Below are 25729 nucleotides of genomic sequence, written 5' to 3'. Positions count from 1 at the left end.
CGCCGATGGCTCGCAACATGCGGCCGAGCGCTTCCCTTGCCCGATACCATAGGGCGGGGCGCGAAGCCGGTTACGCGGAAGGGCTTGCGGCCGGATACCACCTGGGCCGATGCGAGGCGGTGAACCGGCAAATATCCGGGCTGCCGGAGCGCCGCTGGGACGTCAAGATCATGTACGTCACCTCGGGCAAATGGTACCCCTACAAGCCCATAGACGACGCGATCGCGCGCGGGCTGCTCCCGATTGTCCGCGAGGTCTCGTGTTTTCGCTGGCGAATTCCCACACGGGGGTATCCGAAGCAGGATCTCGTCGGAGCGGTGCTGCGCGAACGGCCCGATCTGGTTATTTGCCTCGACGGGATCGCGATGGATCTGAAGCAGATCGACCGGATCCGAAGCGCGGGGTTCCGGACGGCCGTGTGGCTGACGGACGATCCGTATTTTACGGACGTGACGTCGAAGATCGCGCTTCATTTCGATTACGTCTTCACCCTCGAATTGAACTGCGTCGAGTTCTACAAGCAGATCGGCTGTCCTCAGGTTCATTACTTGCCGCTCGCGGCGGATACCGCCATGTTCCGGCCGCGCCGCGTCGAACCGGGCCTGCGGCGGGACGTGAGCTTTATCGGGAGCGGCTATTGGAACAGAGTGCGCGCGATCGACGCGGTCTCGCCGTATCTTGCCGCCAAACGCGTGCGTTTTGTCGGCCAGTGGTGGAATCGGCTGCGGAGCTACAAGCGGTTTGCGCGGGACATCGAGCTGAACCGCTGGCTGCTGCCTCAGGACACGGCGGCCGCCTACAACGGCTCCAAGATTGTGCTGAACATCCACCGGGCGCATGACGACGCCTCGTACAACAACAACCGGCTGTTGATTCCCGCCGTGTCGCCCAATCCCCGCACGTTCGAGATCGCGGCATGCGGGGCGTTTCAACTGACGGACGTCCGGGAGGATATTGTCCGATTTTACGTGCCGGGCGAGGAGATTGTCACGTACCAATCGCCCGAAGACATGGTGGCCAAGATCGAATATTATTTGACGCATGAATCGGAACGCCGCGAAATCGCGATCCGCGCGCTTCGGAAGACGCTGGAGCAGCATACGTACCCGAAGCGTCTTGCGGAGCTGCTGCGGATCGTCTTCGGGGATTGAAGGGAGGTTCCGCCATGAAAAAACGATCGGGCTTGAGACGCCGGTCCGCGGCCCGCGGACGAAGGACGCGCGCCGCGCCTCCGCGCCGCCGCCGCGGCCGGCCGCCGGCTTCGCGCCGTGGCCGGGCGCCCGCCTCGCGCCGGGGAAAGGCCGGCCGCCCGGCGGCCAAACAACGCGCACGCCGCAGAATCGTGCCGATTCGTGTGCGCTACTACCGGGCCGGCTTCGCCGAAGGCTACAACACCGGATACAACGAAGGGTTCGCCCAAGGCTTGCAGGACGGAATGAGCGTGCCGGCCGCCGGATGAGCGCCGTTCGTGCGCCGGCCGCAACCGGCATGATTTCGACAGCGGGGAGGTGACGGGAATTTTTGAAAATCATGTTGTTTTCCCATATTTGCTATGACCACTATATGACAGGCGCGGAGAAATTGCTCTTATTTACGGCGTCCGAGCTGCAGCCGCACGCCGAATGCGTGCTGGCCGCGCCGAAGGACGGCATGCTCATCCGGGAGGCTTCGGCCAGGGGCATTCGGACGGTTGTCAGCCCGTATCCGGTCTGCCTGGGGCTTTACGGCCCGCATGCGAATCTGAACCGGGCGCTGGGCAAGCTGGCGCGGCGCCATCTTCGGCCGATGATCGATCTGCTGCACCGCCATCGTCCCGATCTCGTCGTGGCCATGACCTGCGTCAACCCGATGCCGGCGATGGCGGCGAAAATCCTCGGCATTCCCGTGCTGTGGAAGATGGCCGAGACGATCCTCCCGACAGCGCACACCCGGGCGGCCGCCGCATTCATCAACCGCCACTCGGATTGGATCGCGGGGGTATCCCGGGCGGCGCTCGCGCCGTTTGCCGGCATCGCTTCGCCCGACAAATTGATCGCGATGCATCCGTCATGGAATCCCGCCGAATTCGAACCGGAGCGGTGGGATGAGTACCGATCGGCCGTGCGGACGCAGCTCGGCATCGCCGAGACCGATTGCGTCTTCGCTTATATATCGGCGGACATCTACCCGAACAAGGGGCTGGAGCACTATATCGACGCCGCGCTCCCCCTCTGTTCCGTCTACCCGTCGGCGCGGTTTCTCATTGTCGGCAATCCGACCGACAGAGGCTACTACGAACGCTGCATGGGCAAGATCGCATCCAGCGGCTACGCGCACCGGTTCCATGCCTTGGGCGTCCAGCCGCATATTCAGCAGGTGCTTCCGGCGGCGGACGTCGTCGTGATGCCCAGTCTGGGGCAGGAAGGGTTCCCGCTGACGTCGCTGGAAGGGATGCTGTTCGGCAAAGCCGTTGTCGCCTACGCTTCCGGCGGGCTGTCGGAGATGCTGGAGAGAACGGGCAACCAAGCCTGTCTCGCGCCGTCCGGAGACTGGCGGACGCTCTCGGCGAAAATGGCCGAGCTGGCCGCCGACGAGGCCTGGCGTACGGCGCTGGGCCGGCGCAACCGGGACGCGGTCAACGAAGCGTTCGGCCCGGAAGCGTTCCGGGAACGGCTGCGGCAGTGGCTTCGGCAGGCGCACGACGCGGTCGGACTCCGGGAAGCCGAGCATGCGCGTATGCGGACATTGACGCCGGGCAGGCTCTTCCGGGGGGCGCAATCGTCCGAGGCGTATCTGATCGAGGACGGCGGGAAGAGGCCGTTCGCTTCCGCCGCCCATCTGTCCGCCTTCCGTTACCGGCCCGGCGACGTCCGCGTTGCGGCGGACCGGACGCTGCAGGCGTATCCGACCGGAAGGCCCGTCACGTTCCAGCCGTTCGATCCGCCCGCGGAATTTCCGGCCAAGGGAGCCGGTCCGGCCGTCTGCTTGTACCGGCGCGGCGTGCTTCACCCGATCGTCTCGCCCCGGGCGCTCGCCCGGCGGAGGATCGGCGCGGACCGCATCGTCCGGCTGCCGGCCGACATCATCGCGGCGCTGCCCGTCGGCGAGCCGACGGACGATCTCGGCCACGTCGGATTCCCGGGGGGCCGGAGGCGGCCGGCGAAGCGCCGGGCGGGCGGACGCCGCTTGAAGCGTTCCGTTCGCGGCACACGGACGCGCCAAGGCGCGCGGAGACGGAAGCGGCGGCGGCTCCGGCCGGGCCTTCGCCGGTTCGGGCTGCGCCGAATCTCCAGACCGGCCGGACGGAGGGCGAAGACATGAAAATCGTGACGATTCTGGGGACGCGGCCGGAAATTATCCGGCTCAGTCTCATTATGGAGAAGCTGGACCGGTATGCCAGCCGGCATGTGGTGGTGCACACGGGCCAAAACTTCACCCGCCGGCTCAGCGACGTGTTTTTCGAGGAGATGGAGCTCCGCCGTCCGGACTACCGGCTCGCGGATAAACAGTTGTCGCTCGGCGGACAACTGGCGGCGATCTTCGGCGGGGTGGAAGAGATCCTGGCGAGGGAGCGCCCGGACCGGGTGCTCGTGCTCGGGGATACGAACAGCGCGCTTGCGGCGGTGATCGCCGAGCGGATGGGCGTGCCCGTCGTGCATATGGAAGCGGGCAACCGCTGCTTCGATCTGGCCGTGCCGGAGGAGAAAAACCGCCGGGTGATCGACGCGGTCTCCACGATCAATATGCCGTACACGCCGCAGAGCAAAGAAAATTTGCTGCGGGAGGGTTTCCCGGCGAACCGGATCGTCCTGACGGGCAATCCGATCCGCGAGGTGCTGATGCGGTACGAGTCCAAGATCGCCGCCAGTCCGATTCTTGCCAGGCTGGGTTTGGACGGCGGAGAGCCCTACGCGGTCGTCACGATCCACCGTGCGGAAAACGTCGACGTTCCGGCCCGTCTGAAGGAAATTTTGACGGGGCTCAACCGGGTTGCGGAGACATACGGCATCCGGCTGATTTGCAGCGTGCACCCGCGAACCCGGTCGCAGCTCGCCCGATTGCCGGATTTCACGATGAATCCGTTGGTCGAATTCCATGAGCCGTTCGGCTTCTTCGATTTCGTCCGTCTGGAGCGGGGCGCCTGGTGCGTGCTGACCGACAGCGGGACGGTACAGGAGGAATGCTGCATCTTCCGGGTGCCGACCGTGACGGTGCGCCGCACGACGGAACGGCCGGAGACGGTCGACTGCGGCAGCAACATCGTGGCAGGGATCGATGCCTCCAGAATAGCGGACAGCGTCGGGCTGATGACATCGCTGCCGCGCGCTTGGGAATGTCCGCAAGGGTATTTGGATACGGACGTCTCGGATAAAGTCGTGAAATTTTTGATCGGGGGGAATCTTTATGTTTCGTGACAGGACCATTCTGATCACGGGCGGCACAGGTTCGTGGGGCTATGAATTGGTCCGCCAACTGCTGCCTCAGCGGCCGAGGAAAATCATCGTGTATTCGCGCAACGAGTCGAGCCAGGTGGCGATGAAGCGCGCGTTCGACGATCCGCGCCTCGCGTTCTGCATCGGCGACGTGCGGGACCGCGCGGCGCTGAACGCCGCCTGCAGAGACGTCGACTATTTGTTCCACCTGGCCGCGCTCAAGCACGTGCCGGTCTGCGAGGATCAGCCTTACGAAGCGCTGAAGACCAACGTGCTCGGCACCCAAAACGTCATTGAAGCGGCGATCGAGAACAAAGTCAAAAAAGTGATCAACATCTCGACGGACAAAGCGGCCAATCCGTCCAACTTTTACGGCATGACCAAAGCCATCGGGGAAAAGCTGATCGTCTACGCGAATATGCTCGGTTCGGACACCAAATTCGTCTGCGTGCGCGGAGGCAATGTGCTCGGCACGAACGGCAGCGTCATTCATCTGTTCATGAAGCAGATACGGGAGCAGAACAAGATCGGCATCACCGACCGCGGCATGACGCGGTTTTTCCTGACGATGGAGGAGGCGATCGCGCTGCTGCTGCACGCTTCGGTCGAGGGCATCGGCGGGGAAACGTTCGTCATGATGATGCCGACCTGCCGCATCCTCGATCTGGCCGAGGTGCTGATGGAGGCCGAGGGCAAGAAGATGGAGGAGGTCGCGGTCGTCGAGCTCGGCGTCCGGCCCGGGGAGAAAATCCACGAGATTTTGTATTCCGAATACGAGGCGCAAAATACGGTGCAGTTCGACGACAACTATCTGGTGATTTTGCCGTCGATCGAATTGCCGGAGCTGAAACGCCGCTACGGCGGCTATCCGAAGGTCAAGCTCAGCAATTACTCCTCGGCCGACAACCTGATGTCGAAGCAGGAAATTCGCGAGCTGCTTGTGAAAGGCCGGTTTTTGTCATGATCAAGCTGCTGCTGATCGGAGCGACGGGAATGGCCGGACACGTGCTTGAGCGGTATTTCCGCGAGCAGGCGGATTATCGGGTTTTCTCCACGTCGCGGGAGACGGGCCATCCGGAACGGCTGCGGCTGGAGCTGACCGATTCGGCGGCGGCGAGGGAAATCGTGCGGGCGGTGCGTCCCGATGTGATCGTCAACTGCGCGGGGATTCTGAACGAGGACGCGAGCCGCCGGGAGACGATGGCATACGAGATCAACGGCCTTCTGCCGCACCGCCTGGCCCGCGAAGCGGAAGCGGTCGGCGCCAGGCTCGTGCACATCAGCTCCGATTGCGTCTTCTCCGGCAAAAGGGGAAGGTACACGGAATCGGATGAACCGGACGGGACGAGCGTCTACGCCCGCACCAAGCGGTTGGGCGAGGTACATGCCGCTCCGCATACGACGATCCGCACGTCCATCATCGGTCCGGAGGTGCGCGAGGGCGGCATCGGCCTGATGCAGTGGTTTCTGCGCCAGACCGGGCGGGTGACCGGATACGTGCACGTGCCCTGGAACGGGGTGACGACGCTGGAACTGGCCAAGGCCGTGCGGGAGGCGATCGAACGGCCGGTCGCCGGGCTGGTCCATCTGACGTCGGTCGAGACGATCACCAAGCACGACCTTCTGCTGCTGATCCAGGACATCTGGGACAAGACCGACGTTGAAGTCGTCCCGTACGAACACGTCCGGATCGACCGGACGCTGGTCGCCACGCGCAACGATTGGACGTATCGCGCTCCGGGCTATCGGCGCATGCTGGAAGAGCTGCGGGATTGGACGGCCGGACGCGAATAAAGAGGGGGGAGCGGGCATGACGGATTGGACGGCCGGGGCGGCGGAGGCCGCAAGCCGAACCGCCGGCCGCGGGACGGTGCTGGTTACGGGAGCGACCGGCTTTACCGGATTAACGGCATGCCGCTATCTGCTTCAAGCCGGTTATGCCGTCGTCGGCGTCTCCCGGGGAGGGAACGCGCTGGAGTCGGCGCGTCGGTCCGCGCCCGAGGCGGTCTGGCTGACCTGCGACTTGACGTCGCCGGACGACGCGGCCCGGCTGCTGCGTATCGCGAAGCCGGACTTCGTCCTGCATCTGGCCGGGTTAAACGCCGTGCGCGATTCCTGGGAGCGGCCGCTGGCGCATATGCAGGCCAACCTGATGGCGACGTTGCATCTGCTTGAGGCGGCGCGGCTGGAGCATGCCTGCCGCCTGCTGATCGTCTCCTCGATGCTGAGCGTGCCGCCCAGCGAGTCGCCGGCTCCGCCGCATCCGTACAGTTGGAGCAAATCGCTGCAGGCGGCCAGCGCGCTGGCCTGGGCCCGCTTGTTCGGGCTGGATGTTCGAGTGGCGAGGCCGGCCAATCTGATCGGCCCCGGTCCCAGCGCCGGCGTATGCGGCTTGCTGGCCCGCCATGCGGAGCGGCTGTCGCGCGGAGAGCCGCTGCCGCCCTTCCGCCTCTCTTCGCTGGGCGAGGCGAGGGATTACGTGGATGTGCGCGACGCGGTTCGCGCCTACGAGCTGATATTGCGGCTCGGCCGGCCGGGGGCGGTATACCCCGTCGGCACCGGGCGGCACCGCACCTTGAGGGAAGTGCACGAGGCGGCGGAGCGGGCGGCCGGCCGCGCGATTCCGGTGGAAGTTCCCGGCCACGCCGGCCCGCCGGAGGCGCTTCCCGACTCGGAGAAGACCGATCTCGCCGCCATACGCGGGCTCGGCTGGTCGCCCGCTTGGTCGTTCGACCAGTCCATGCGCGATATGTTCGAATATTTCCGCACAATCGGAAGGAGGGAGACGGAATGAGCGGATTGCCCTTGGTTACGATCGTCATCCCGTTCTACAACTGCCCGTATATCGACCAGGCGATCGCCAGCGCGTTGGAGCAGCAGTATCCGAATCTGGAGATCATCGTCGTCGACGACGGTTCGACCCGGTATCAGGACCGGATAGCGCCATATCTGGATCGCATCTCGTATCTGGGCAAGGCGAACGGAGGAACCGCCACGGCTCTTAATCACGGCTTTCGCATGGCGTCCGGCCGGTATATCGCCTGGCTCAGCTCGGACGATTGGCTGTATCCCGACAAAATCGCCCAGCAGGTGCATTTCATGCAGCAGCATCAACTGCAGATCAGTTATACGGACTTCCACGGCATGAACGAGCACGGCGCGATCACCCATCTCAACCAGACGATCAAATTTTCGAACGAGTGTGCGTTTATCGAGGCGTTTAAATCGTTTAACCCCATAAACGGCTGCACGGTCATGATGACCAAAGATTTGTTTTTCGCCATCGGCGGCTTTGACGAAAAGCTGCTGTACACGCACGATTACGACGCCTGGATTCGGATCTTGCTGGCGGGCCAACGCATCGGCTATTTGAACTTGCCGCTGACGAAATACCGCTGGCATGCCAACATGGGTTCGAGGAAACACCGTCCGGTCATCTCCGCGGAAATCAAAGCCATCCGGGCGAGAACCAGAGGGCCGCTAACGCAACTGCTGAAGCGATATCGTCAAATCGGGCGCTGCTGACGGTCCTCGTCGGACGCCGGAAGGGGGATGGGGAATGACGCAGCCGGAAATCAGCGTAATTATGCCTTCCTACAATAAATATCCGCAAAACCTGTTCACGCTGCTGACGTTGAACAACCAGACGTTCGACCTGTCGCGCGTCGAAGTGATCCTGGTCGATGACGGTTCGACCGACGATACCCGCGTAATCCCGCATCGCCACGCGTTCAGGTTCCGGCTGCGTTATATCCGCACGCCGACGAACATCGGCCGGCCGAGAGCCCGCAACCGGGGCGTGCAGGCGGCCCAAGGGCGGCTTCTTGTGTTCCTGGACGCCGAGATGCTGGTGGAGCCGACGTATCTGCAAAGGCATTACGAGCTCCATCAGGCCGACGCCAGCCTGGTCGTATGCGGAGCGATGCTGCTTAAAGGCGCGTACACGATGTGGTATCCGGATTTTTCCGAAGCGCAGAAAGCGCATGTCTATCAGTTTTTGGCTCTTAGCGACGCCTATCGGGACTTGTCCCTGGGCCTGAAGCCGCCGCCCGACCACAAGGTCTGCCTGTTCGACGAAGCGGGCATCGCCGCGGGATGCTTCAAGCTGTTTTCGTTCGACAAGCCCATCTCCGATTACTACGAGAATGTCATTTTCAGGGTGTACGGAGATCATTTCAACGGGTTTGCGCTGTCCTGGATCTTGTTTTTTACCGGCAACGTTTCCGTGCGCCGAGAGCTTTTGCTGTCCGTCGGCCTGTTCGAGGAGTACGATGGATACGGGTGGGACGACAGCGAGATGGGCTATCGCCTCTACAAGCGGGGCGCCCGGTTTTTTCACGACCGGCATAACCGCGTCTACCATCAGGAGCATCCGGTATCGGTCGGGAATTTGCGCGAGGCGCACTTGAATTTCTGGCGGTTCCGCGAGAAATATCCGGGCGAGATCGATGTGGCCGCGATGGCGCTCGCTTATTTGCCGCAGCCCAAATATTTGAACGAAATCAATCTCGTCGTCTGCGAATACCACCGGCTTCAGCGCGAGCGGCCCGGCCGGTACTTGCGCGTGGCGGAGACGCTGCACGGCGCGTTGCGGGCGGTTGTCTTGCGGTTGCGGGACGGCGAACCGGTCACCCGGCTGTACGAGCGTTTCGATTGGAGGCCGGAGCCTTATTATGCGGAACGGTGGGAGCTGGTGCAGAACAATATGTTTCTCGATCTGGTGGGGATTCTCGATCATCTTCTGTCATTATAAAAAAAGTCCCTGTGCGATTGCCGGATGAGCAATCGCACAGGGATTTTTTAGGGTCCGCCTGCTTGCTCAGGACTACAGTCCAAGCTCGCGGAGCATGCGTTTAAATTGAACGGCGTAATGGCCGGGGTCGAAATGGCGGCGCACGTGCAGCAGGGCTTCGTTCCTCAGCCGCTCCCGCAGCGGATGGTCGGTCAACAGCCGATGGGCCTGATCCACCGCTTCCGGGAAGTTCCCCAACGTGTAATAGAGACCGGTCCGGTTCTGGATGACGGAACTGCGAACGCCCTCGGAATCGGTCGTCAGCACCGGGCAGCGGCAGCTCATCGCCTCCAGCACCGAATAAGGCGCTCCCTCCGATTTGGAGGTGCAGCAGAGGAAACCGCCCGAGTCCCCGATCATGGAGAAGTATTCGGGCATATGATCATGCGGCACGTTCGACCGGATCGTCAAATATTCCCGCAGCTTCAGCATGTCGATCCAGTATTCGAACTGCTGCCGGTCGACGGGTCTGGACAAGCTGTGATCCTCGAACATCCACAGACGGATATTCCGGTCGACGCCGTAAATGAGATGATGGCCGATGACGAGGAATTCCGCCCAGTTTTTATTCGCCTCGATCCGGCCCAACCAGGCGACGATCCGATGCGGCGGACGGGGGACCGGACGGTAGGAGAACCGTTTGAAGTCAAGGCAGTTGTTGAAGCGGAATTGCGGCGTGTTCGGGTACAGCTCCCGGATCAGGCTGTCGATGAACGGCGTCCCCGGATTCAGCAGTCCGTTCGCGTGAAGCTCCACCGTTTCCTTGGCGTCGAGCAGCAGCTCCCGCGCCGACTCTTTCGGGGCGATGCCTTGAAATTCCAGAATGATTTTTCCCGTAAACCCAAGCGTACGGAACCGGTAGATCCAGAAATAACCGGTTACGACAACCATGGCATCGTAGCGCTGCACGGCGAACAGATTGCGGAGTTCGTTGTCGTCGTTCGTCACGAACGTCGGGAACTCCCTGGAATTTTGCAGGCCGAAGCCGGGAAGCAGATACAAGCAATGTCCCTCGATGCCGGCGGCTTTCAGCGCGGCGCAGCGCTGGCGGTTCAGCGTTTCGACACCGCCGCTCGGCACGGCGAATACGAACAAGACCTTCATACCTTCAGCTCCTTCAGCATAGCCATCAACCGTTCCGCCTATCGTTCCGGCGGGTATGGCCCGCGGACATGACAGAATGCACCTTCTTAAGATCTTAGTGAGGATCGTTATCCCAGCGTATGTCCGGCGAGCAGGCCATGCTTGGACCATCCGGCATGATTATTCGATCCGTGTCCGCCGGTTCGGCATACGTCCATACGCTCGCCCCGGGGATGCGTATGATAGAACAGATTCGGCGAAGGGGTTGGAGGAGAATGAGGATAGCCGTGACCGGCGGAGCGGGATTTATCGGTTCGCATCTCGTGAAGGCCTTGCTGGAGCGGGGCGACGAGGTGCACGTGCTGGACAATTTCGCGACGGGCCGCCCGGAATACGTGCATCCCGGAGCGGTCCTGCATGAGGTCGACATCGCCGGAGAAGAAGCGCGAACGGCGCTTGCGGCAATCGGAGCGGAGGTTGTGTACCATCTGGCGGCGCAGGCCGACGTCCAGCAGTCGATCCGCAATCCCCGTCTCGATGCCGACGTGAACGTAAGAGGCACGATCAATGTGCTGGACGGATGCCGGGACGGCCAAACGCGGAAAATCGTCTTCGCCTCGACCTCCGGCGTCTACGGCAATCCGCCGAAGCTGCCGCTGCGCGAGCAAGACCCGGCCGAACCCGTGTCGTTCTACGCACTCTCCAAGCTGACGGCCGAATCGTATGTTCGCCTGTACGGAACCTTGTTCGGGCTGGAGCACACCGTCCTGCGCTACGGCAACGTCTACGGGCCGCTGCAGACGGCCAAGGGCGAGGGGGGCGTCGTGGCGCTGTTTATGTCCCGGCTGCGGCAAGGGCAGCCTCTGCATGTGCATGGAGACGGGGAACAGACGCGGGATTTCGTCTTCGTTCGGGACGTCGTGGAAGCGAATCTGGCGGCGGCGGAGAAAGGGGCCGGGGAGACGATTCATGTAAGCACGGCGCGCCGGGTGTCGGTTAACGAGCTGGTTGCCGAGCTGCGCAAGCTTCATGCGGGGGAAGTGGCCGTATCGCACGGTCCGGCCCGGCCGGGGGACATCGTCCACAGTTGTCTGGACAACGCGGCTGCGGCCCGGCTGCTCGGCTGGAAGCCGCGCACGGCGCTCCGGGACGGGCTTGAGGCCACCTACCGGTATTGGATGAACGTATGACGGCGGCCGCAAGCGGCACGGACGGAACGGCCGGAGCCCCGTCGTCATATTCTGTGATATCGGAATGAGGGAGATATCAACATGCAGCAGAGGATCACCGATATGATCGTCCATATGACGAATTCCAACCGGGAGCTGGCCCGGATTCTCGAAGCGAACGCCGAGATCGCCGTCCGGATGGCCCAGAACATTCACGCGATTCCCGACCGGGGCCATACGTTCGCCGATCCGGATACGCTCGCCCAAAACGCGATGGAACTGACCCGCAGCGTCACGTCCTATTTAAACAGCCTGGCCGCGCTGGAAGAGGCGATGGCCGAGCAGCTCGGCCCCATTCTGAAGGAACTGGCGGACGATGACGACGAATAGCCGGACGGCACCGGAAAGGAGGGCCAAACAAACATGAACCGGGAAGAAGCCTACATGAGCATGCTCGAATCGATGGGCCGGATGCAGCGCCAAATATCCGTCATTCTCGACAGCAAAGCGCTGGAAGCGGAAAAAGCCCGCAACTGGATCGCCGGCCATCTTCGCGCTCAGGCGTATGGCAGCCACGGCCAGCAATTGAAGCATTCGCTTGCCGTTCACGAGCAGGTGCTGGAATTGATCGACGGGGTGACCAAGCTGCAGTTGGGCATGGCCGGCAACCTGAAGGTGCTGCTTCATCCGGGCCAAGAGGAGTCGGTTGGCGGATATCCGTTTTCGGCAAGCGCGCGCAACGGGGAGAACGAATAAGATGCGGTCCGAAGCGGCGAGGCTGAAGCTTGAGCTGCTCGATTCGCTGATCGCGAGCCAGCGGGCGCTGGCCCGATTGCTGGAGGCGGTCGCGGACGTCGCGGCCCATGCGGGTATTGGCGGGAGCGGCGAGCTGGTCCGGGAAGTCCGGGCGATCCGGCGGCTGCAGCAGGCGATGGCCGCGGAAGCGGGCTTGGTCAACGTACGCGAGGTGAAGGCAGGCGCGCCGGGAAGTGTATGGGTGAATCCGCGCCATTCGGGCATATGGCGTCCGGCTCACCGGGGGCTGCCGGAGGACACACCGGGGATAACCCGATAGGCCTCTCCGAAGCGCCCGGCTTGGCGATTGGGGAGTGGCGGTTCGCGGGGCGAGCCGCTCAGCCGGAAGCCGGACCGCGGTTCCGGGTGTCACGGAGACGGATGGCTGCGGGCGAAGCCGCAGCGCACGATCATCGCGGCTTGCACGAGACCGCCGCCGAATCCGTATAGAAGAAGCCGGTCGCCATCCCGCAGGCGGCCGGCTTCTTCCGCTTGCCAGAGCGCCAGCGGGATCGAGGCGGCCGATGTGTTTCCGAACTTCTCCAGACTGGTGAGCGTGCGGTCGAGCGGCAGGCCGGCGGATTCGGCGATCGATTCGATCATGCGGGCGTTGGCGCTGTGGGGCACGAACCAATCGATATCGCCGGCTGTAAGCCGATGCTGCTCCAGCAATCGGGCGATTCCGGCCGGAACACGGGTCGCGGCCCATTTGTACACCTCGCGTCCGTTCTGAACGATGAAGCCGGACTTGCGGGAGCCGTCTTCGGTTTCGGCACGGCCGGAATCGGCGAATGCTTCCGGATGGTTGGTGCAATATAAGGAAGCGCCGCGTTTGCCTTCGGTCTCCAACAGCGTCGGACCGGCAAAAGAAGCTTGCTCCGGTTCGCACGCTTCCAGCAGGACGGCTCCGGCGCCGTCGCCGAACAGCACGCACGTCGTCCGGTCCTCGTCATTCGTGATCGAACTGAGCTTCTCGGCGCCGACGACCAGCGCTTTGCGGTGAAGTCCGGCCGTGATCAGGCCGTTCGCCACGTGCAGGGCGTACACGAAACCGCCGCAGGCGGCATTGAGATCGAATGCGGCCATACGAACGGGCAGCGACAATTTGGCTTGCACTTGGCAGGCGGTGCTCGGCGTGGCATGATCCGGAGTGATGGTTGCGACCAGCAGCAGATCGACATCGCTGAGATCCGCCTGATGCCGCTCGGCCAGATTGCGGATCGCCGCTACGCACAGATCGCTGGTCAACTGGTTCTCCGCGGCGATGCGCCGCTCGCGGATGCCGGTTCGGCGAACGATCCACTCGTCGCTCGTATCGACCATTTTCTCAAGATCGAAGTTGGTTAATGTTCTTTCGGGCACATAACCTCCGATGGCGGTTATGCGGGAGCGGGAAACGAACGGCGCCGGTGTCTCAATCATGGCCCGAATCCTCCTGTTTGCGTTTGGATTGAAACCTAATATTAGTATCAGGTACTAAAACCATATAACAATTATCCGCTTCTGTCAAGTTTTCCGGGCGCTTGTCCCGCCCTCGCGCCCCGCGCATAATTACGGACCGCACACTCCAAGCTAATAAAGAAAACCAGAAGTCGCGGTGCCGCGAGGAGGATTGACAGCATGAACATTCAACGCATGACGGTTTTGGCCTCGGCGACTGCGCTCATCGCGCTTGCGGCCGCCTGCACGAACCATCAGGGGGGCGTATCGCCCAAGACCCATACTTTGTATACCAAGGATGATCTGGGCCGTGGCAGCTATTCGGGCAAAAAAGCGTTGACCAACGAAGATCGCACGAACACGTGGTCGGACTATACGATCGACCCGCACGACGAACAATACAACGCGCCGGATGCCGTGCCGCTGCCCGAGACGTCGGTGAGCGGGGGAAAAGGCACCGATACGGGAAGAACCGGGGTCTACGGGATTCCCGTGCCGGAGACAAGAATCGGGCCCAACGGCGTTCCGACGGGCCAAATCGGGGAGACGGGAACCGGAACGGGCAACGGGACGGCCGGCGGCGCCCGGATGTTCGGAGGGTCGGGCAACCCGCAAGACTACGGCATGATGGCCGTCACTCATCAAAACCGCAGCATGCGGTTCGATTCGGACGCTTCCATGCAGGTGTCCGCGCTGAACGGGGTGCGGTCGGCGAATGTGATCGCAACGGACCGCAATGCCTATGTCGCGGTCGTGCTTCAGCGCGGGAATCCGGTCAGCCTGCCTGATCTGCGCGACCGTATCGCCAACGTGGTCATGTCGGTCAGCCCGTCCGCCCGCATGGTCTACATGTCTTCCGATCCCGAATTTGTGAACAAGGTCAATTCGTATGTGCTGGAGCTTCGCGGCGGGACGCCCATGGAAAGCTTGCTGCCGGAATTCAACGCCCTGACGGAGCGGTGGTTCCCGACCGGAACCGGACTGGCCCGTCCTCCCGAATCATGACAGCGTAACGCCGGGACGGCCCGTCCCGGTTTTTTTGCTGAAAAGAACCTCGCAGCCATGTCCCTATTTACTTTTATTAGAAAAAGTGATATCATTAAGACATCAAAATGATACAGGGGGGAATGGCACATGAAAGAGACCAAAGCTTGGAAGATCAACGGCTTTCTTGCGGTGCTGCTATTTGCGGCGTTTACCGGCGGAGGCGTCTGGCTGCTGATCCAGCAATCGGTCGTTCCCGGTATCGCGCTGCTCGTTCTGGCGTTTATCCTGATCAGTTCAATTACGATCGTGCACCCGAATGAAGGCATGGCGATTACGTTCTTCGGCAAATATATCGGCACGATTCGCGACAGCGGTCTGTGGATGACCGTGCCTCTCGCCCAACGAAAAAAAATCTCCCTGCGGGTGCGCAACTTCGATTGCAAAAAGCTGAAAGTCAACGACGTGGAAGGCAATCCGATCGAGATCGCGGCCGTGGTCGTCTTCCGGGTAACCGATTCCGCCAAGGCGCTGTTCGAGGTCGATCAATACGAGGAGTTCGTGGAGATTCAGAGCGAGACCGCCCTTCGCCATGTCGCCAGCAAATATCCGTACGATCTGTTCGGCGAAGACGGCTACAGCTTGCGGGGCAATTCCGACGAAGTGTCGGCGGAGCTCAGCCGGGAGCTGCAGGAGCGCCTGGCGGTGGCCGGGGTGGAGGTGCTGGAATCTCGGCTCACGCATCTGGCTTACGCCACCGAGATCGCCAGCGCGATGCTTCAGCGGCAGCAGGCGGCCGCGATTATCGCCGCGCGCCAGAAAATCGTCGAAGGCGCCGTCGGGATGGTGCAGGCGGCGATCGAGCAGCTCCAGCGGGAGCAGATCGTCGAGTTGGACGAGGAACGCAAAGCGGTTATGGTCAACAATCTCATGGTCGCCATCGTGTCGGACCGCTCCGCCCAGCCGGTGCTGAATACGGGAACGCTGTATTGACCGGCGGAATCGAGGAGATTCCCCGATGGCATCCAAAAAACAATTTCCGTTACGGCTCGATCCCGTCCTGTACGAAGCCCTGGAACGATGGGCGGCGGACGAATTCCGCAGCGTCAACAGTCATATCGAATACGTGCTCCGCGACGCCTTGATGCGCGCGGGCAGGCTTCCGGGCCGCGTTGCGCGGCAGGACCTTCCGGGAGACCGTCCGGCTGAACCGTGAACGGGACCCGGGGAGATGCCCGACAAACGAAGGGGTGCGTCCGCTTGCCGGGCGCACCCCTTCGTTTCGTTTGGCGGGTGTGGCCGCGCCGGGCATATGCGGCCGGTCAATTGCGCTCGTGCCAGAGCTTGCGCGTCAAGTCTTCGGCGGACATCGGCGGAGCGAACGCATAGCCTTGGGCGTAATCGCAGCCCCCGGCCCGGACGGCCTCGACCTGCAAATCCGTCTCCACACCCTCGGCGACAACGGTCATGCCCAACTGGCGGGCGAACCCGACCACCGACTTGATCAGTTCCCGTTCCTTGCCGCCGGCTCCCGTGGGGCCGATCATCGCCGGGTCCAGCTTGAGGCGGTCGAACGGCATCGTCCGCAGATAAGTCAAGGAGGAATAGCCGGTGCCGAAGTCGTCCAGCGTCAAGCGGAAGCCGCGCTGGCGGAGCTCCCCCAGGACGGCCGCAGCCTGTACGGAAGGCAGGAAGCAGCGTTCGTTCATCTCCAGATCGATCCGGCTCACGGAAGAACCGGCTTCTTTGACCAAGCCGGCCAGCCGTTCGCCCAACGTCCGCTGCTGAATCTGCACGGGGGACAGGTTGACGCTCGCCCGAAGCCCTCTGATTCCCATCGAGTCCCAGGCGGCGAGCTGCCGGCAGACCGATCGAAGCACCCAATCGCCCAACTGCAGGATGAATCCGGTCCGCTCGGCGGCGCCGATAAATTGTTCGGGCAGCAGCAGCCCCAGCTCGGGATGCCGCCAGCGCACAAGCGCTTCCACGCCGGAGACGCGCCCGGTGCGCAGATCGTATATCGGCTGATAGTAAAGCAGGAAATGCCCGGACTGGAGCGAGTCCTCGAAGGCCGATTCGAGGGCGGAATCGCCGTCCGCGGGCGGGCGGGACGGGTCGGGATTGAATATCCGGTAGGTGTTGCGCTCCTGCTTGGCCTCCAGCAGCGCCATATTCGCCTGCTTGATCAGGCGGCGGCCTTCCGGATCGTCCGGCGACCAGACCGCGATGCCGATGCTGGCTGTCACATGCAGCTTCCGGTCGCCGAACGAGACCGGCTCCGATACGGCGGCAAGCATGTGTTCAGCCGCCTGGCGAATCGCCTCCGGCGAGACGCCGCCCGCCGACAGGCGTACGAATTCGTCGCTGCCGAACCGGTATACGGGATCGTCCTCGCCCGCCGCCTTCCGCAGCCGCCGGGCGATCTGGCGCAGGAGGAGGTCGCCCGCCGTATGATCGAGCGTATCGTTGAACCATTTGAACTGGTCCAGGTCGATATAGTAGACGGCGAACGGCTGTCCGAGCCGTCCGGCGGCGTCGGCGGCGGCCTCCAGCTCTTTGTGCAGCTTGAGCCGGTTCGGCAGCTCCGTGAGCGGGTCGTGGTACGCCTGATACAGGATGCGTTCCTCCGATTCCCTCCGGCTGTCGACCATGCGGTTAAAGGCTGCGGCGGCCTGCTCGAATTCGTCTCCGGACGGGATCTCGACCCGCGTCGACCAGTCGCCCGCCGCCACCTTCCGGATGGCTTCCGTCAACAGCCGAAGCCTGGCGGCGACCAGCCGGCGCAGCAGCGCGGCGCACAGGAGGATTAACGCCCCGGCGGCCGACAGGGCGACCAGCAGCGTCCAGCGAAGCTGCCTGTAATAATTCGTCAGCAGATCGTCCTTCGGGATGACCGTTTCGAGCAGCCATTTCTCGTCCTTGATCCGAATCGGCTGAAACAGGTGTAGCTCTTCGCCGCCGCCGGAGGACGGGGTGTAGACCTTCAGCGGGGAATCGGAGAGCAGTGCCCGGGAGAGCAGATCGCGCGTGTCGGAGCGGTCAATATACGTCCGGAGAACTTGTTCCGGAAAACGCCCGTTGGCGAGATAGACGCCGTTCGCGGTGATCAGCGTCGCATACCCCCCGAGCGGCCGGACAAACGAAATATCCGCTTGAATCGAATCCAGGGAGAAGTCGGCGCCCACGATGCCCAGGAAATCGTTGCGTTCGTCCAGGATCGGCAGGACAAACGACGTCACCGTGACCGGTTTTCCTTCCACGTCGTACCAAAACGGCTCCAGCATGGCGAAAGAGCGCGTGCGCTTCGGGATTTCGTAAAAATCGTTCAACCCCGGCAGCGAATCGTTTTTGACGGGAATGGCGGCGATCCGTCCGTCGATCCGGACGACGTAAGGAAGGAAACGGCCGGTTCGGTCGTGATACGGCGATGCGTTGGCGTAAGCGAGGTCGTTGCCGTCGAATGCGTTCGGCTCCCACATCGTATAAAGGCCGAGCAGCTCGCGCCGCTCCTCCAGCAGCCGCTGGAGCAGCTGGGTGAACTGCTCGCGGCGGTTGTCGCCGTGCTCTTCGCGAAGTTGGAGCAGCTCGGCCCGCAGCGTCTCCAGCATCGAGATCGTTCCGTCGAATTGCCGCAGCAGCTCACGCGAGTAAGCGACGGATTCTTTTTCCGCCAACCGTTCGCCCTCCGACAGGCACGTCCGGTACAGCCCGGCCAGATTGTACGCGGCCGATCCGCCGAACGCGACGATCAGGGCGAGAGCGAGGATGGCGGTTATTTTGACTGCGAGTCTGCCTTTCATGAATGGAAACCCCTCTCCTTGCGGACGTCGGTCCGGTTGTTCCGGCGGTACCTCGGAGCCTCGCCGACCATTCGCACCGATCTCCATTCGACATAAAGGGACATTTTTCCTGCCCTCGGCCGATCTCGCCCATTTTCCTTCCCGACTGCACCACAAGTAGCCGGATTTCATAAACTATTTTGACTGTATCCCTATACCTTGTAATCTTGATAATGCCCGGGCAAGGAGGGGTGGCACATTGAAGGGTAGCGATCATAAAAACAAGTTTCTGTTAACCCATCGCGAACGCGAGGTCTTCGAGCTGTTGGTTCAAGACAAGACGACGAAGGAAATCGCGCAGCAATTGTTTATCAGCGAAAAGACCGTGCGAAACCATATTTCCAATGTCATGCAAAAACTTAACGTCAAAGGCCGTTCGCAAGCCGTTGTCGAGCTGATCAAACTCGGCGAACTGACGATTTGAGCGGCGACATCCCCCTTCGTACGGAACCTCTTCCTGTTGCTATCCCGTGACCGCTGGATCGGGGGAAGACACGGAGAGGTTTTTTGTCACGCGGCATCGGGTTCCGCCCGGGAGCCTGTCCGCGCCCCATAGGGATCGATACGCCGCAGATCGGCCAGCGGAAGCTTGCCGGTCTGCGGCGTATTCGTCGGAACGGTCGAGTCCCGTTCCGGTACTTATATCGCCGGAGCCGAAGGCAGATCGGGCGTCTCGGCGGCCAGATCAAGCCATCGCACCTGGCCGGGCGTGAGCCGGATGCGGGAACCGGCGACGCTTGAGGCCAGCTCTTCCGAATTCCGGGGAGCGACCAGAGCGCACGTCGGGAACGGCTGATTCAGCACGTATGCGAGCGCAATCTGCACCACGGGCACGCCGAATTCATCGGCGAGCAGGCGGGCGCGCCGCATGCGCTCCCAGTTGGCGTCGCTGTAGAACACGCGCACGAGATCGGCGTTGTCCCGCACCTCCGGCGTATAGCGACCGGTGAAAAATCCACGCGCCTGGGACGACCAGGAGAATAACGGCAGCCCCGTCCGTTCGTGCCAGGCGAGCGTCTCCGCGTCGGCGGACACGCAGCCCCGCCAGAACGGTTCGTTGGCTTTGGCGAGGCTCAGATTCGGGCTGCTGAAGGAGAAACCGGCGAGTCCGTGCCTTTCGGCGTATTCGTTCGCCTCGGCCAGCCGCCGCCACGTCCAGTTGGAGCCGCCGAACGCGCCGATGCGGCCGGCCTCGACATGCTCGTTCAGCCATTCGAGAATCGCGCCGACGGGCGTCGCCGGATCGTCGCGGTGCAGCGCGTACAGGGCCACATGATCGGTGCGAAGACGCTCCAGACTCGTCTCGAGCTCCCGGGAGATGTGCTCGCGGGTGACCCGCGGTTCTCCGTCGGGGCCGTGATGCGCGCCTTTGGTCAGGATGACCCACCGGTCGCGGGCTCCGCACTCCTCCAGGTACCGGCCGATAACCTGCTCGCTTTGGCCGCCGCAGTAGATATGCGCGGTGTCGATGCAGTTGCCGCCGTGCGCGGCGAATTCGTCCAGCAGCGCCGCGACCTCCCCGTAGTTGTCCAGCCTGAAAAAATCCGATCCCATCATGAGCCGGGACACCGGCTGCGTCCATCCCCGCACGTTGATCGTGTCCATTCCCGTTCATCCTCCTTGTCCTGCATTTTCGTTCCGGCGTACCGTCCGTCTTCGGGTTTCCTACAGCGCGACGCGCGCGCGTTCGCGCGCCGACTTCAGGCAGGCGTCGATGACCGCCATGCCCCGCACGGCGTCGTCCGCCGGGAACAGCGCCGCTCCTCCCCATACCGCTTCGGCGAAGTCGTCGGCCTGCAGCGCGTATTGATTGACGGCGGGCATCGTCTCGGTGCGGCGTTCGCCGCGGACGACGACATCGAACGCCGAAGGGCGGTCCGGGGGGCAGACGTAGGCGGAGGGCAGCTCGATGCGGCCTTCCGTGCCGAGAATCTCCAGCGTGTTGCGGCCGTGCGCCCACATGCCGCAGTCGAACGTCAGCGCGACCGAACCGTGGAATTCGATCAACCCGGACGCCATCATATCGACGCCGTCATGCTCCGGGGAGAAGTAGGCGTGGACGGTCGCCGCCTCCGGTTCGGTCCCGAGGATGTAGCGGGCGGCGCTGATCGGATAGACGCCGACATCGTACAGCGAGCCGCCGCCCCAATCCCGGCGGTAGCGCACGTTCGCCGAATCGCCCGCGTTGTTGAACGTGAAGGCGCCGTGTATACCCCGTATGGCGCCGATCTCGCCCGAGGCGATGATCTCGCGGATGCGGCGGTAGCGGGGATGGTGGCGGTACATGAACGCTTCCGCGAAATGCACGCCCGCCTGCCGGCAGGCTTCGACCATCTCGCGGGCCTCGTCCGCGTTCAGAGCGGCCGGCTTCTCGCACAGCACATGCTTGCCGGCTTGCGCCGCGCGGATCGTCCATTCCTTGTGCAGATGGTTGGGCAGCGGAATGTAGACGGCGTCGATATCCGGATCGTCCAGCAGCGCCTCGTAGCTGCCGTACGCTTGCGGAATGCCGGCGGCTTCGGCGAAAGCCTCGGCTTTGTCGAGGCTGCGGCTGGCGACCGCCGCGACGACGCCTGTCCGGGATGCCCGGATACCGGGGACAACGGCCCGTCTGGCGATGCTGGCGCACCCGAGAATGCCCCAGCGAAGCGGAATGGTTTGCGGCATATTGACGCACGCTCCTGTTCATTAAGAATGAGGTCTGATCCGATATTGTCAGTATAAATCAAGCCGTACGCGTTGGATATAAAAGGTTATTGTTATCGGATCGCACAATATGGTCCCGATCGGCGCCGCCGACGGAAAAAGGCGCATGCTCCCGGAAAAGGAGCATGCGCCTGTTATTCCGCGAACCCGCGAAGCGCCGCATTCGGGAGCCGCCGGCATGGCGCGGCCGCCCGGGCCACCGCCTTGTTCGGCGCTCGCGGCGGACAGCGCTTCTGCCGGATTCGCGCGATGCGGCTCGAACCGGCCGTCCGCCGGTGCGGCGGCGGCAAGTCTGCCGCCCTCGGCGGTTATCCACGTATATTTTTCCGGCCGATTCCCGGCCGCTCGTTTTTCTTACGATTCGGCTTGACCGCTTTCTATCGCGGAAGACAAATCCTGATGATGGCGTACCGATTCCACCCGAACCTTCAGCTCGCCGGATGGCGTGCGGATCGTCAAAACCTCGCCTTCGGATTTGAGCAGCAGTTGCTTCCCGACCGGCGACAGGAACGAGATGCGGTTCTCGTCCGCCTCGGCTTGATCGGGATGGATAATCGTCACCCATTCGGCGGAAGCGGGCAACGAGTCTTCGTTCAGGTAGGCGATCCGGACGTCGCTGCCGATCAGCACGACGGGCGGTATGCTCTCGTCCGGAAGCTGGAGCAGCTTCTCAACCGCGCCGATATAATCGGACAGCAGTTGGTCCAGCGCTTTGCGTTCGCGGCCGGGCATCGGAAAATAAGTGTCGAGAAACTGGCTTCGCTCTTCGCTGAGCGCGACGATCTGGCGGACGAGCCGCTCGCGGAAACCGCTTGCCGGAAGACTAGGGCTCATCGTAGATATCACCTCCAAACGTCGGCTCGCACACCCAGGCGCTGCAGCTTGCATACGGTTTCATTCCGTTTTTCCTCCTTCAAAAGAGATCGTCCTCACCCTAATTTAGCGGACTTGAAGCTATCTTAGCAGAACTTGCGAATATGTCCAGTCGGGGAATGTTAAGGATGCAACTAATTGGAAGATGTATAGGTTAATGGAACCGGGTTCCATAGCTGTTGATGTCTGCTTGTTTTTATGCGATAATGGCCTCGTAGAAAGCCCTTCATCGAAACGTTCAGGCATTCCGCTTGCGGCCGCAAACGGAGTGCCTTTCGCACGTATGGGGGCTTTACAATTCATGGAACAATTCGGCCGGAGGTGATGTCCGCATGCAGGCTTTGGCTTCTTTCGGGCCCGGGTAACGGGAATAATCGGGAAAGGAGTATCCTAAAACGACGATGATCCAGATCAAGGCGTTTACGGACACGTTGTACTCGACGGCAGAGCGGAAGGCGAACCGGTTTTTGTCCACGCTCAAGCCTGAGCAATACATCGACACCAGGCTGGCGATCCGTTCGGAGCCGGACAGCCGGGAAACGAAGCATTGTATTCTGATCGTATACAAATCCCTGGATGAGCCGCACCAAAAACTCTCCTGACGGGCTGGCGTTCGAGAGGCTGCTGCAGGCCCAAATCGCCCTGCTCGGCAAGGACAGACAGCATCTGCTTCGCCACTACGGGGAGGCCGACAGGGAATCATTTCATAAATTAATCGATTGCTATGTCCATATGCTGCAGGCCTGCTTGGATCGGAACGAAGCCGGCGGCATGCTCCGTCCGCCCTTCGTCCTGATCGGCAGCAAGGTTCACATCCTGTACTTCGGAGAGCGGCGGTTATCGACGCTGACGATTTGTTACCCCGACGAAGCGGACCCCGCTTCCGGCAAGCATTCGTTTTTGTCGGAAATCGGCAGGCAACTGCTGATGCGGCGGGAACGGCAATATTGCGCCGTCAAGTCGGGGGACACGGTGAAATATGGGTTGATCCGCAAAATCGAATGGCCGTAAGCAAGCGGCCCCGCTCCCAATCGGGAGCAGGGCCGCTTGCGCTTCTTATGTGCCGGTTGCCGTGATTACTTCCACTGCGGACCGGTGTAACCGTTCGCTTTGAGGGCGTCGTTCACTTCTTTGATGATTTGGGCGCCGCCTTTTTCGGACCATTCGGCCACCATTTTATCCCAATCAGACAGCGGTTTTTCGCCGAAAATCATCTTCGTTTGCTCGGCGTACAGGAATTTGGACAGCTCGGAATCCTTCATCGCCCGGGTTTCCGAGAACACCGAGTGGATCGGGTTGACCAGATGCTTCGTCTCGGCGTGCATTTTTTCCAGGCTGGCGGCCAGCTCGCGCAGCAGCGGCACGGTGTATTCCTTGGAATAGCCGTTTGCGATATCGCTGGGCGCCCACATCCGGCTGTCCGGCAAGTAGTTGATCGGCGCGAGACCCTTCTCTTCGACCTCGCGGCGAACGTTTCCGTTCTCAATTTTATAGCCTTGACCTTCTTTGCCGTTCAGCCAGTCAAAATCGGCGTTGCTTGCATTACGCTGTTCCAGCGGGACAAACTTCCGGCCGAAGTCGATAATTTCCATGATTTTCTTCACTTTTTCCGGTTCCTTGGCCAGCTTCGCGTTCAGCATCACAATGCCGTAGAAGCCGGGCGAGGAGACGAATCCTTCCGAACCGTCCGGCGCCTTGAACGGAGGAATCGGCACGATTTTGGCGCCCGGGTTCACGTCGACCAGCCCTTGCATGGAGGTCGGGTTCATGCCGCGCGGCGTTCCGATGAAGATGCCGGCTTTTCCGGAGTAGAACTCCTTGTTCGTCTGCGCCCAGTTGAGCAGGGCGAAGTCCTTCGTGATCGCGCCTTCCTTGTACAGGTCGGCGAGCCATCCGATATGCTGCTTGCGCGCTTCGGAGATGATTCCCGGAATGAGCTGTCCGTCGGCATTTTTATGATACCAGGCTTCCGGGTCCCAGTATGCGCCCATCCCGAAGTGCGGGTTGATGTTTTGCGACATCGCGATGCCGTACGTATCGTTTTTGCCGTTGCGGTCGGGATCGTCCTTGGTGAAGGCGAGCGCGACTTTTTTCAGCTCGTCGTAGTTTTTGGGAACTTCGAGTCCCAGATTGTCCAGCCAGTCCTTGCGGATAACCGGGGTCAATTGATAGTTTTCCGTCAGGTACTTTTGAATCGCGTAAATTTTGCCGTTGACCGTAACCGCTTTGCGGACGTTCTCCGGAATCAGCTTGGTCGTCTCGTATTTGTCGATCAGATCGTTCAGCGGCAGGAAGGCGCCTTGCTTCGCCCATTTATAGAAGTTCGAGTCCGGCGCTTCCATGACGATGATGTCGGGAATTTCCCCGGAGGCGATCACGGCGCTCAGCTTCTGGTCGTAATCGGAGCGAACCACGTATTGCGGCTTGAAGTCGACGTTGAATTTCTCGTTGATCATCTGAAGACCTTTTCCGTCGGACGGAGGCAGCGCCCCGTAGCGGAAGTCGATCATCGTGATCGTTTCTTTTTTCTGGCTGGCCGGCGAGCTGCTCGGATTTCCGGTGCTCGCGGTTTCGTTGTTTCCGCTGTCGCTGCCACAGGCGCTCGTAAGAGCGATGGTACCGACCAGCGCGGCGGCAGCCCATGTTTTTTTGCGGTTGTTCATTGACAAGCCCCTCCCATGATTTTGAATCATAACTCTGAAGCTCTTCCCGAACAAGGTGTTGCGCCAGGCAGGTCAGCCTTTGACGGAACCGAGCATCACCCCCTTGGCAAAGTGCTTTTGCAGGAACGGATACAGGACGAGGATCGGCACGGTGGCGACGATGATCGCCGCCATCTGGATCGTTTCAGCCGGCGGCGCGTGTTCGAGCAAAATTTGGCTGCTGAGCGCCGTCTGCGCTTCCCCGACCACGACCATCTGGCGCAGGAAGACCTGAATCGGCCATTTTTCCGGCTGGTTCAAATACAGGATGCCTGTAAAATAGTTGTTCCAATGCATCACCGCGTAAAAGAGGGCGAAGGCGGCCAGCGAAGGCTTGGACAACGGCAGGATGATTCTCCAGAACACCTTCAGATCGTTGGCGCCGTCGATAACCGCCGCTTCGTACAGCTCGTTCGGGATGCTGGTGAAAAATTGCCGCATGACCAGCAGGTTAAACGGGTTGATGGCGATCGGCAGGATCAGCGCCCAGATCGAGTCGATCAGGCCGGTTCCTTTCACGACCAGATACGTCGGAATCATGCCGGCGCTGAACAGGAGCGTAAACAGGACAAGCAGCAGCATGATCCGTTGACCAATAACCGGACGGGCCAGCGTGTAGGCGAACGTGGACGTGAACGCCAGGTTGACCAACGTGCCGACGGCGGTGACGAGCACGGTTACGCCGATCGAACGGACGAACGATTTGGAAGAGAACAGGAATTCGTAGGCGCTGAACACCCATTCCCTCGGAAACCAAACGACGTCGCGCTGCAAAAACTCCTTGTACGAGGCGAAGGAGACGGACAGCACATACCAGAACGGCGCCAGCATAATCAAAGCGATGATGCCGAGAAGCAGGATGTTGACCATATCGATGATCCGGTCTCCCAGGGTTCGATGATGCAAGCGGATCTTCCTTTCTGTGCGAACGGGG

27 protein-coding genes are annotated in these 25729 nt (G+C 61.7%); 19 read left to right on the top strand and 8 right to left on the bottom strand.

The window, feature by feature from the left end:
* Positions 1–5: 5 nt before the first annotated feature.
* From FE781_RS06200 to FE781_RS06165, 9 genes are all read left to right on the top strand, one after another.
* A complete protein-coding gene (locus tag FE781_RS06200; RefSeq protein WP_138788746.1) occupies positions 6–1151 on the top strand; it encodes a CgeB family protein in 1146 nt (381 codons plus the stop codon).
* A gap of 14 nt (positions 1152–1165) precedes the next feature.
* The gene (locus FE781_RS17410; RefSeq protein ID WP_170209430.1) at positions 1166–1459 is read left to right on the top strand and encodes a hypothetical protein; all 294 of its coding nucleotides are present in this window, start codon (positions 1166–1168) and stop codon (positions 1457–1459) included.
* Between the two features lie 71 nt (positions 1460–1530).
* The gene (locus FE781_RS06195; RefSeq protein WP_246068077.1) at positions 1531–3300 is read left to right on the top strand and encodes a glycosyltransferase family 4 protein; all 1770 of its coding nucleotides are present in this window, start codon (positions 1531–1533) and stop codon (positions 3298–3300) included.
* Positions 3297–4394 (top strand): non-hydrolyzing UDP-N-acetylglucosamine 2-epimerase, encoded by a 1098-nt coding sequence (gene wecB, locus FE781_RS06190; protein ID WP_138788744.1) that lies wholly within the window; start codon positions 3297–3299, stop codon positions 4392–4394. Before FE781_RS06195 ends, wecB begins: the two co-directional genes overlap by 4 nt.
* On the top strand, positions 4384–5376 hold the full coding sequence (locus FE781_RS06185) for a polysaccharide biosynthesis protein (RefSeq protein ID WP_138788743.1): 993 nt from the start codon (positions 4384–4386) through the stop codon (positions 5374–5376). The genes wecB and FE781_RS06185 overlap by 11 nt, the downstream gene beginning before the upstream one ends.
* Entirely contained in the window at positions 5376–6206 is an 831-nt protein-coding gene (locus FE781_RS06180) for a dTDP-4-dehydrorhamnose reductase family protein (RefSeq protein WP_138788825.1), read from the top strand. Before FE781_RS06185 ends, FE781_RS06180 begins: the two co-directional genes overlap by 1 nt.
* A 16-nt stretch (positions 6207–6222) precedes the next feature.
* Complete coding sequence (locus FE781_RS06175) at positions 6223–7206, top strand: NAD-dependent epimerase/dehydratase family protein (protein ID WP_138788742.1); 984 nt, start codon at positions 6223–6225, stop codon at positions 7204–7206.
* Positions 7203–7937, top strand: coding sequence for a glycosyltransferase (locus FE781_RS06170; RefSeq protein ID WP_138788741.1), 735 nt, complete (start codon positions 7203–7205; stop codon positions 7935–7937). Before FE781_RS06175 ends, FE781_RS06170 begins: the two co-directional genes overlap by 4 nt.
* Positions 7938–7971: 34 nt before the next feature.
* Entirely contained in the window at positions 7972–9165 is a 1194-nt protein-coding gene (locus tag FE781_RS06165; RefSeq protein WP_138788740.1) for a glycosyltransferase family 2 protein, read from the top strand.
* Positions 9166–9237: 72 nt separating this feature from the next.
* On the opposite strand, the gene FE781_RS06160 is transcribed toward FE781_RS06165, so the two are convergent.
* Entirely contained in the window at positions 9238–10308 is a 1071-nt protein-coding gene (locus FE781_RS06160; protein WP_138788739.1) for a glycosyltransferase family 4 protein, read from the bottom strand.
* Between the two features lie 254 nt (positions 10309–10562).
* Here FE781_RS06160 and FE781_RS06155 point away from each other — a divergent pair, with 254 nt between their 5' ends.
* From FE781_RS06155 to FE781_RS06140, 4 genes are all read left to right on the top strand, one after another.
* A complete protein-coding gene (locus tag FE781_RS06155; protein WP_138788738.1) occupies positions 10563–11477 on the top strand; it encodes an NAD-dependent epimerase/dehydratase family protein in 915 nt (304 codons plus the stop codon).
* Positions 11478–11558: 81 nt separating this feature from the next.
* The gene (locus FE781_RS06150) at positions 11559–11846 is read left to right on the top strand and encodes a nucleoside-diphosphate sugar epimerase (protein ID WP_138788737.1); all 288 of its coding nucleotides are present in this window, start codon (positions 11559–11561) and stop codon (positions 11844–11846) included.
* A gap of 33 nt (positions 11847–11879) precedes the next feature.
* On the top strand, positions 11880–12212 hold the full coding sequence (locus FE781_RS06145) for an alpha-helical endospore appendage domain-containing protein (protein WP_138788736.1): 333 nt from the start codon (positions 11880–11882) through the stop codon (positions 12210–12212).
* Position 12213: 1 nt separating this feature from the next.
* On the top strand, positions 12214–12531 hold the full coding sequence (locus tag FE781_RS06140; RefSeq protein WP_138788735.1) for a hypothetical protein: 318 nt from the start codon (positions 12214–12216) through the stop codon (positions 12529–12531).
* Between the two features lie 89 nt (positions 12532–12620).
* Here the strand turns inward: FE781_RS06140 and FE781_RS06135 are convergent, their stop codons facing one another.
* On the bottom strand, positions 12621–13673 hold the full coding sequence (locus tag FE781_RS06135) for a ketoacyl-ACP synthase III (RefSeq protein ID WP_138788734.1): 1053 nt from the start codon (positions 13671–13673) through the stop codon (positions 12621–12623).
* A 198-nt stretch (positions 13674–13871) separates the two neighbouring features.
* Between FE781_RS06135 and FE781_RS06130 the strand changes: the two genes are divergently transcribed.
* The 3 genes from FE781_RS06130 (at position 13872) to FE781_RS06120 (ending at position 15891) form a co-directional block, all read left to right on the top strand.
* On the top strand, positions 13872–14696 hold the full coding sequence (locus FE781_RS06130; RefSeq protein WP_138788733.1) for a YhcN/YlaJ family sporulation lipoprotein: 825 nt from the start codon (positions 13872–13874) through the stop codon (positions 14694–14696).
* A gap of 129 nt (positions 14697–14825) precedes the next feature.
* The gene (locus FE781_RS06125; protein ID WP_138788732.1) at positions 14826–15668 is read left to right on the top strand and encodes an SPFH domain-containing protein; all 843 of its coding nucleotides are present in this window, start codon (positions 14826–14828) and stop codon (positions 15666–15668) included.
* 25 nt (positions 15669–15693) lie between these two features.
* Complete coding sequence (locus FE781_RS06120; RefSeq protein WP_138788731.1) at positions 15694–15891, top strand: type II toxin-antitoxin system antitoxin; 198 nt, start codon at positions 15694–15696, stop codon at positions 15889–15891.
* 106 nt (positions 15892–15997) lie between these two features.
* Here FE781_RS06120 and FE781_RS06115 read toward each other — a convergent pair whose 3' ends face one another.
* Positions 15998–18475, bottom strand: a complete 2478-nt coding sequence (locus FE781_RS06115; protein ID WP_170209429.1) for an EAL domain-containing protein — start codon at positions 18473–18475, stop codon at positions 15998–16000.
* Between the two features lie 238 nt (positions 18476–18713).
* Between FE781_RS06115 and FE781_RS06110 the strand changes: the two genes are divergently transcribed.
* Positions 18714–18938: a helix-turn-helix domain-containing protein gene (locus tag FE781_RS06110; RefSeq protein ID WP_138788729.1), complete on the top strand. Its 225-nt coding sequence runs from the start codon at positions 18714–18716 to the stop codon at positions 18936–18938.
* A gap of 215 nt (positions 18939–19153) precedes the next feature.
* Here FE781_RS06110 and FE781_RS06105 read toward each other — a convergent pair whose 3' ends face one another.
* From FE781_RS06105 to FE781_RS06095, 3 genes are all read right to left on the bottom strand, one after another.
* A complete protein-coding gene (locus tag FE781_RS06105) occupies positions 19154–20119 on the bottom strand; it encodes an aldo/keto reductase (RefSeq protein ID WP_138788728.1) in 966 nt (321 codons plus the stop codon).
* 60 nt (positions 20120–20179) lie between these two features.
* On the bottom strand, positions 20180–21181 hold the full coding sequence (locus tag FE781_RS06100) for a Gfo/Idh/MocA family protein (protein WP_138788727.1): 1002 nt from the start codon (positions 21179–21181) through the stop codon (positions 20180–20182).
* Positions 21182–21574: 393 nt separating this feature from the next.
* Positions 21575–22054 (bottom strand): GreA/GreB family elongation factor, encoded by a 480-nt coding sequence (locus FE781_RS06095; protein ID WP_170209428.1) that lies wholly within the window; start codon positions 22052–22054, stop codon positions 21575–21577.
* A 440-nt stretch (positions 22055–22494) separates the two neighbouring features.
* Here FE781_RS06095 and FE781_RS06090 point away from each other — a divergent pair, with 440 nt between their 5' ends.
* Both FE781_RS06090 and FE781_RS06085 read left to right on the top strand, forming a co-directional pair.
* On the top strand, positions 22495–22695 hold the full coding sequence (locus FE781_RS06090; protein WP_138788725.1) for a hypothetical protein: 201 nt from the start codon (positions 22495–22497) through the stop codon (positions 22693–22695).
* Positions 22670–23104, top strand: a complete 435-nt coding sequence (locus FE781_RS06085; RefSeq protein ID WP_138788724.1) for a GreA/GreB family elongation factor — start codon at positions 22670–22672, stop codon at positions 23102–23104. The genes FE781_RS06090 and FE781_RS06085 overlap by 26 nt, the downstream gene beginning before the upstream one ends.
* Before the next feature lie 65 nt (positions 23105–23169).
* On the opposite strand, the gene FE781_RS06080 is transcribed toward FE781_RS06085, so the two are convergent.
* Entirely contained in the window at positions 23170–24756 is a 1587-nt protein-coding gene (locus tag FE781_RS06080) for an extracellular solute-binding protein (RefSeq protein ID WP_138788723.1), read from the bottom strand.
* A 72-nt stretch (positions 24757–24828) separates the two neighbouring features.
* On the bottom strand, positions 24829–25701 hold the full coding sequence (locus tag FE781_RS06075) for a carbohydrate ABC transporter permease (protein WP_138788722.1): 873 nt from the start codon (positions 25699–25701) through the stop codon (positions 24829–24831).
* Positions 25702–25729: the final 28 nt, after the last annotated feature.

The sequence above is a fragment of the Paenibacillus thermoaerophilus genome, assembly GCF_005938195.1.
Taxonomy (GTDB): Bacteria; Bacillota; Bacilli; order Paenibacillales; family Reconciliibacillaceae; genus Paenibacillus_W; species Paenibacillus_W thermoaerophilus.
This window is presented reverse-complemented; position numbering and strand designations above follow the sequence as displayed.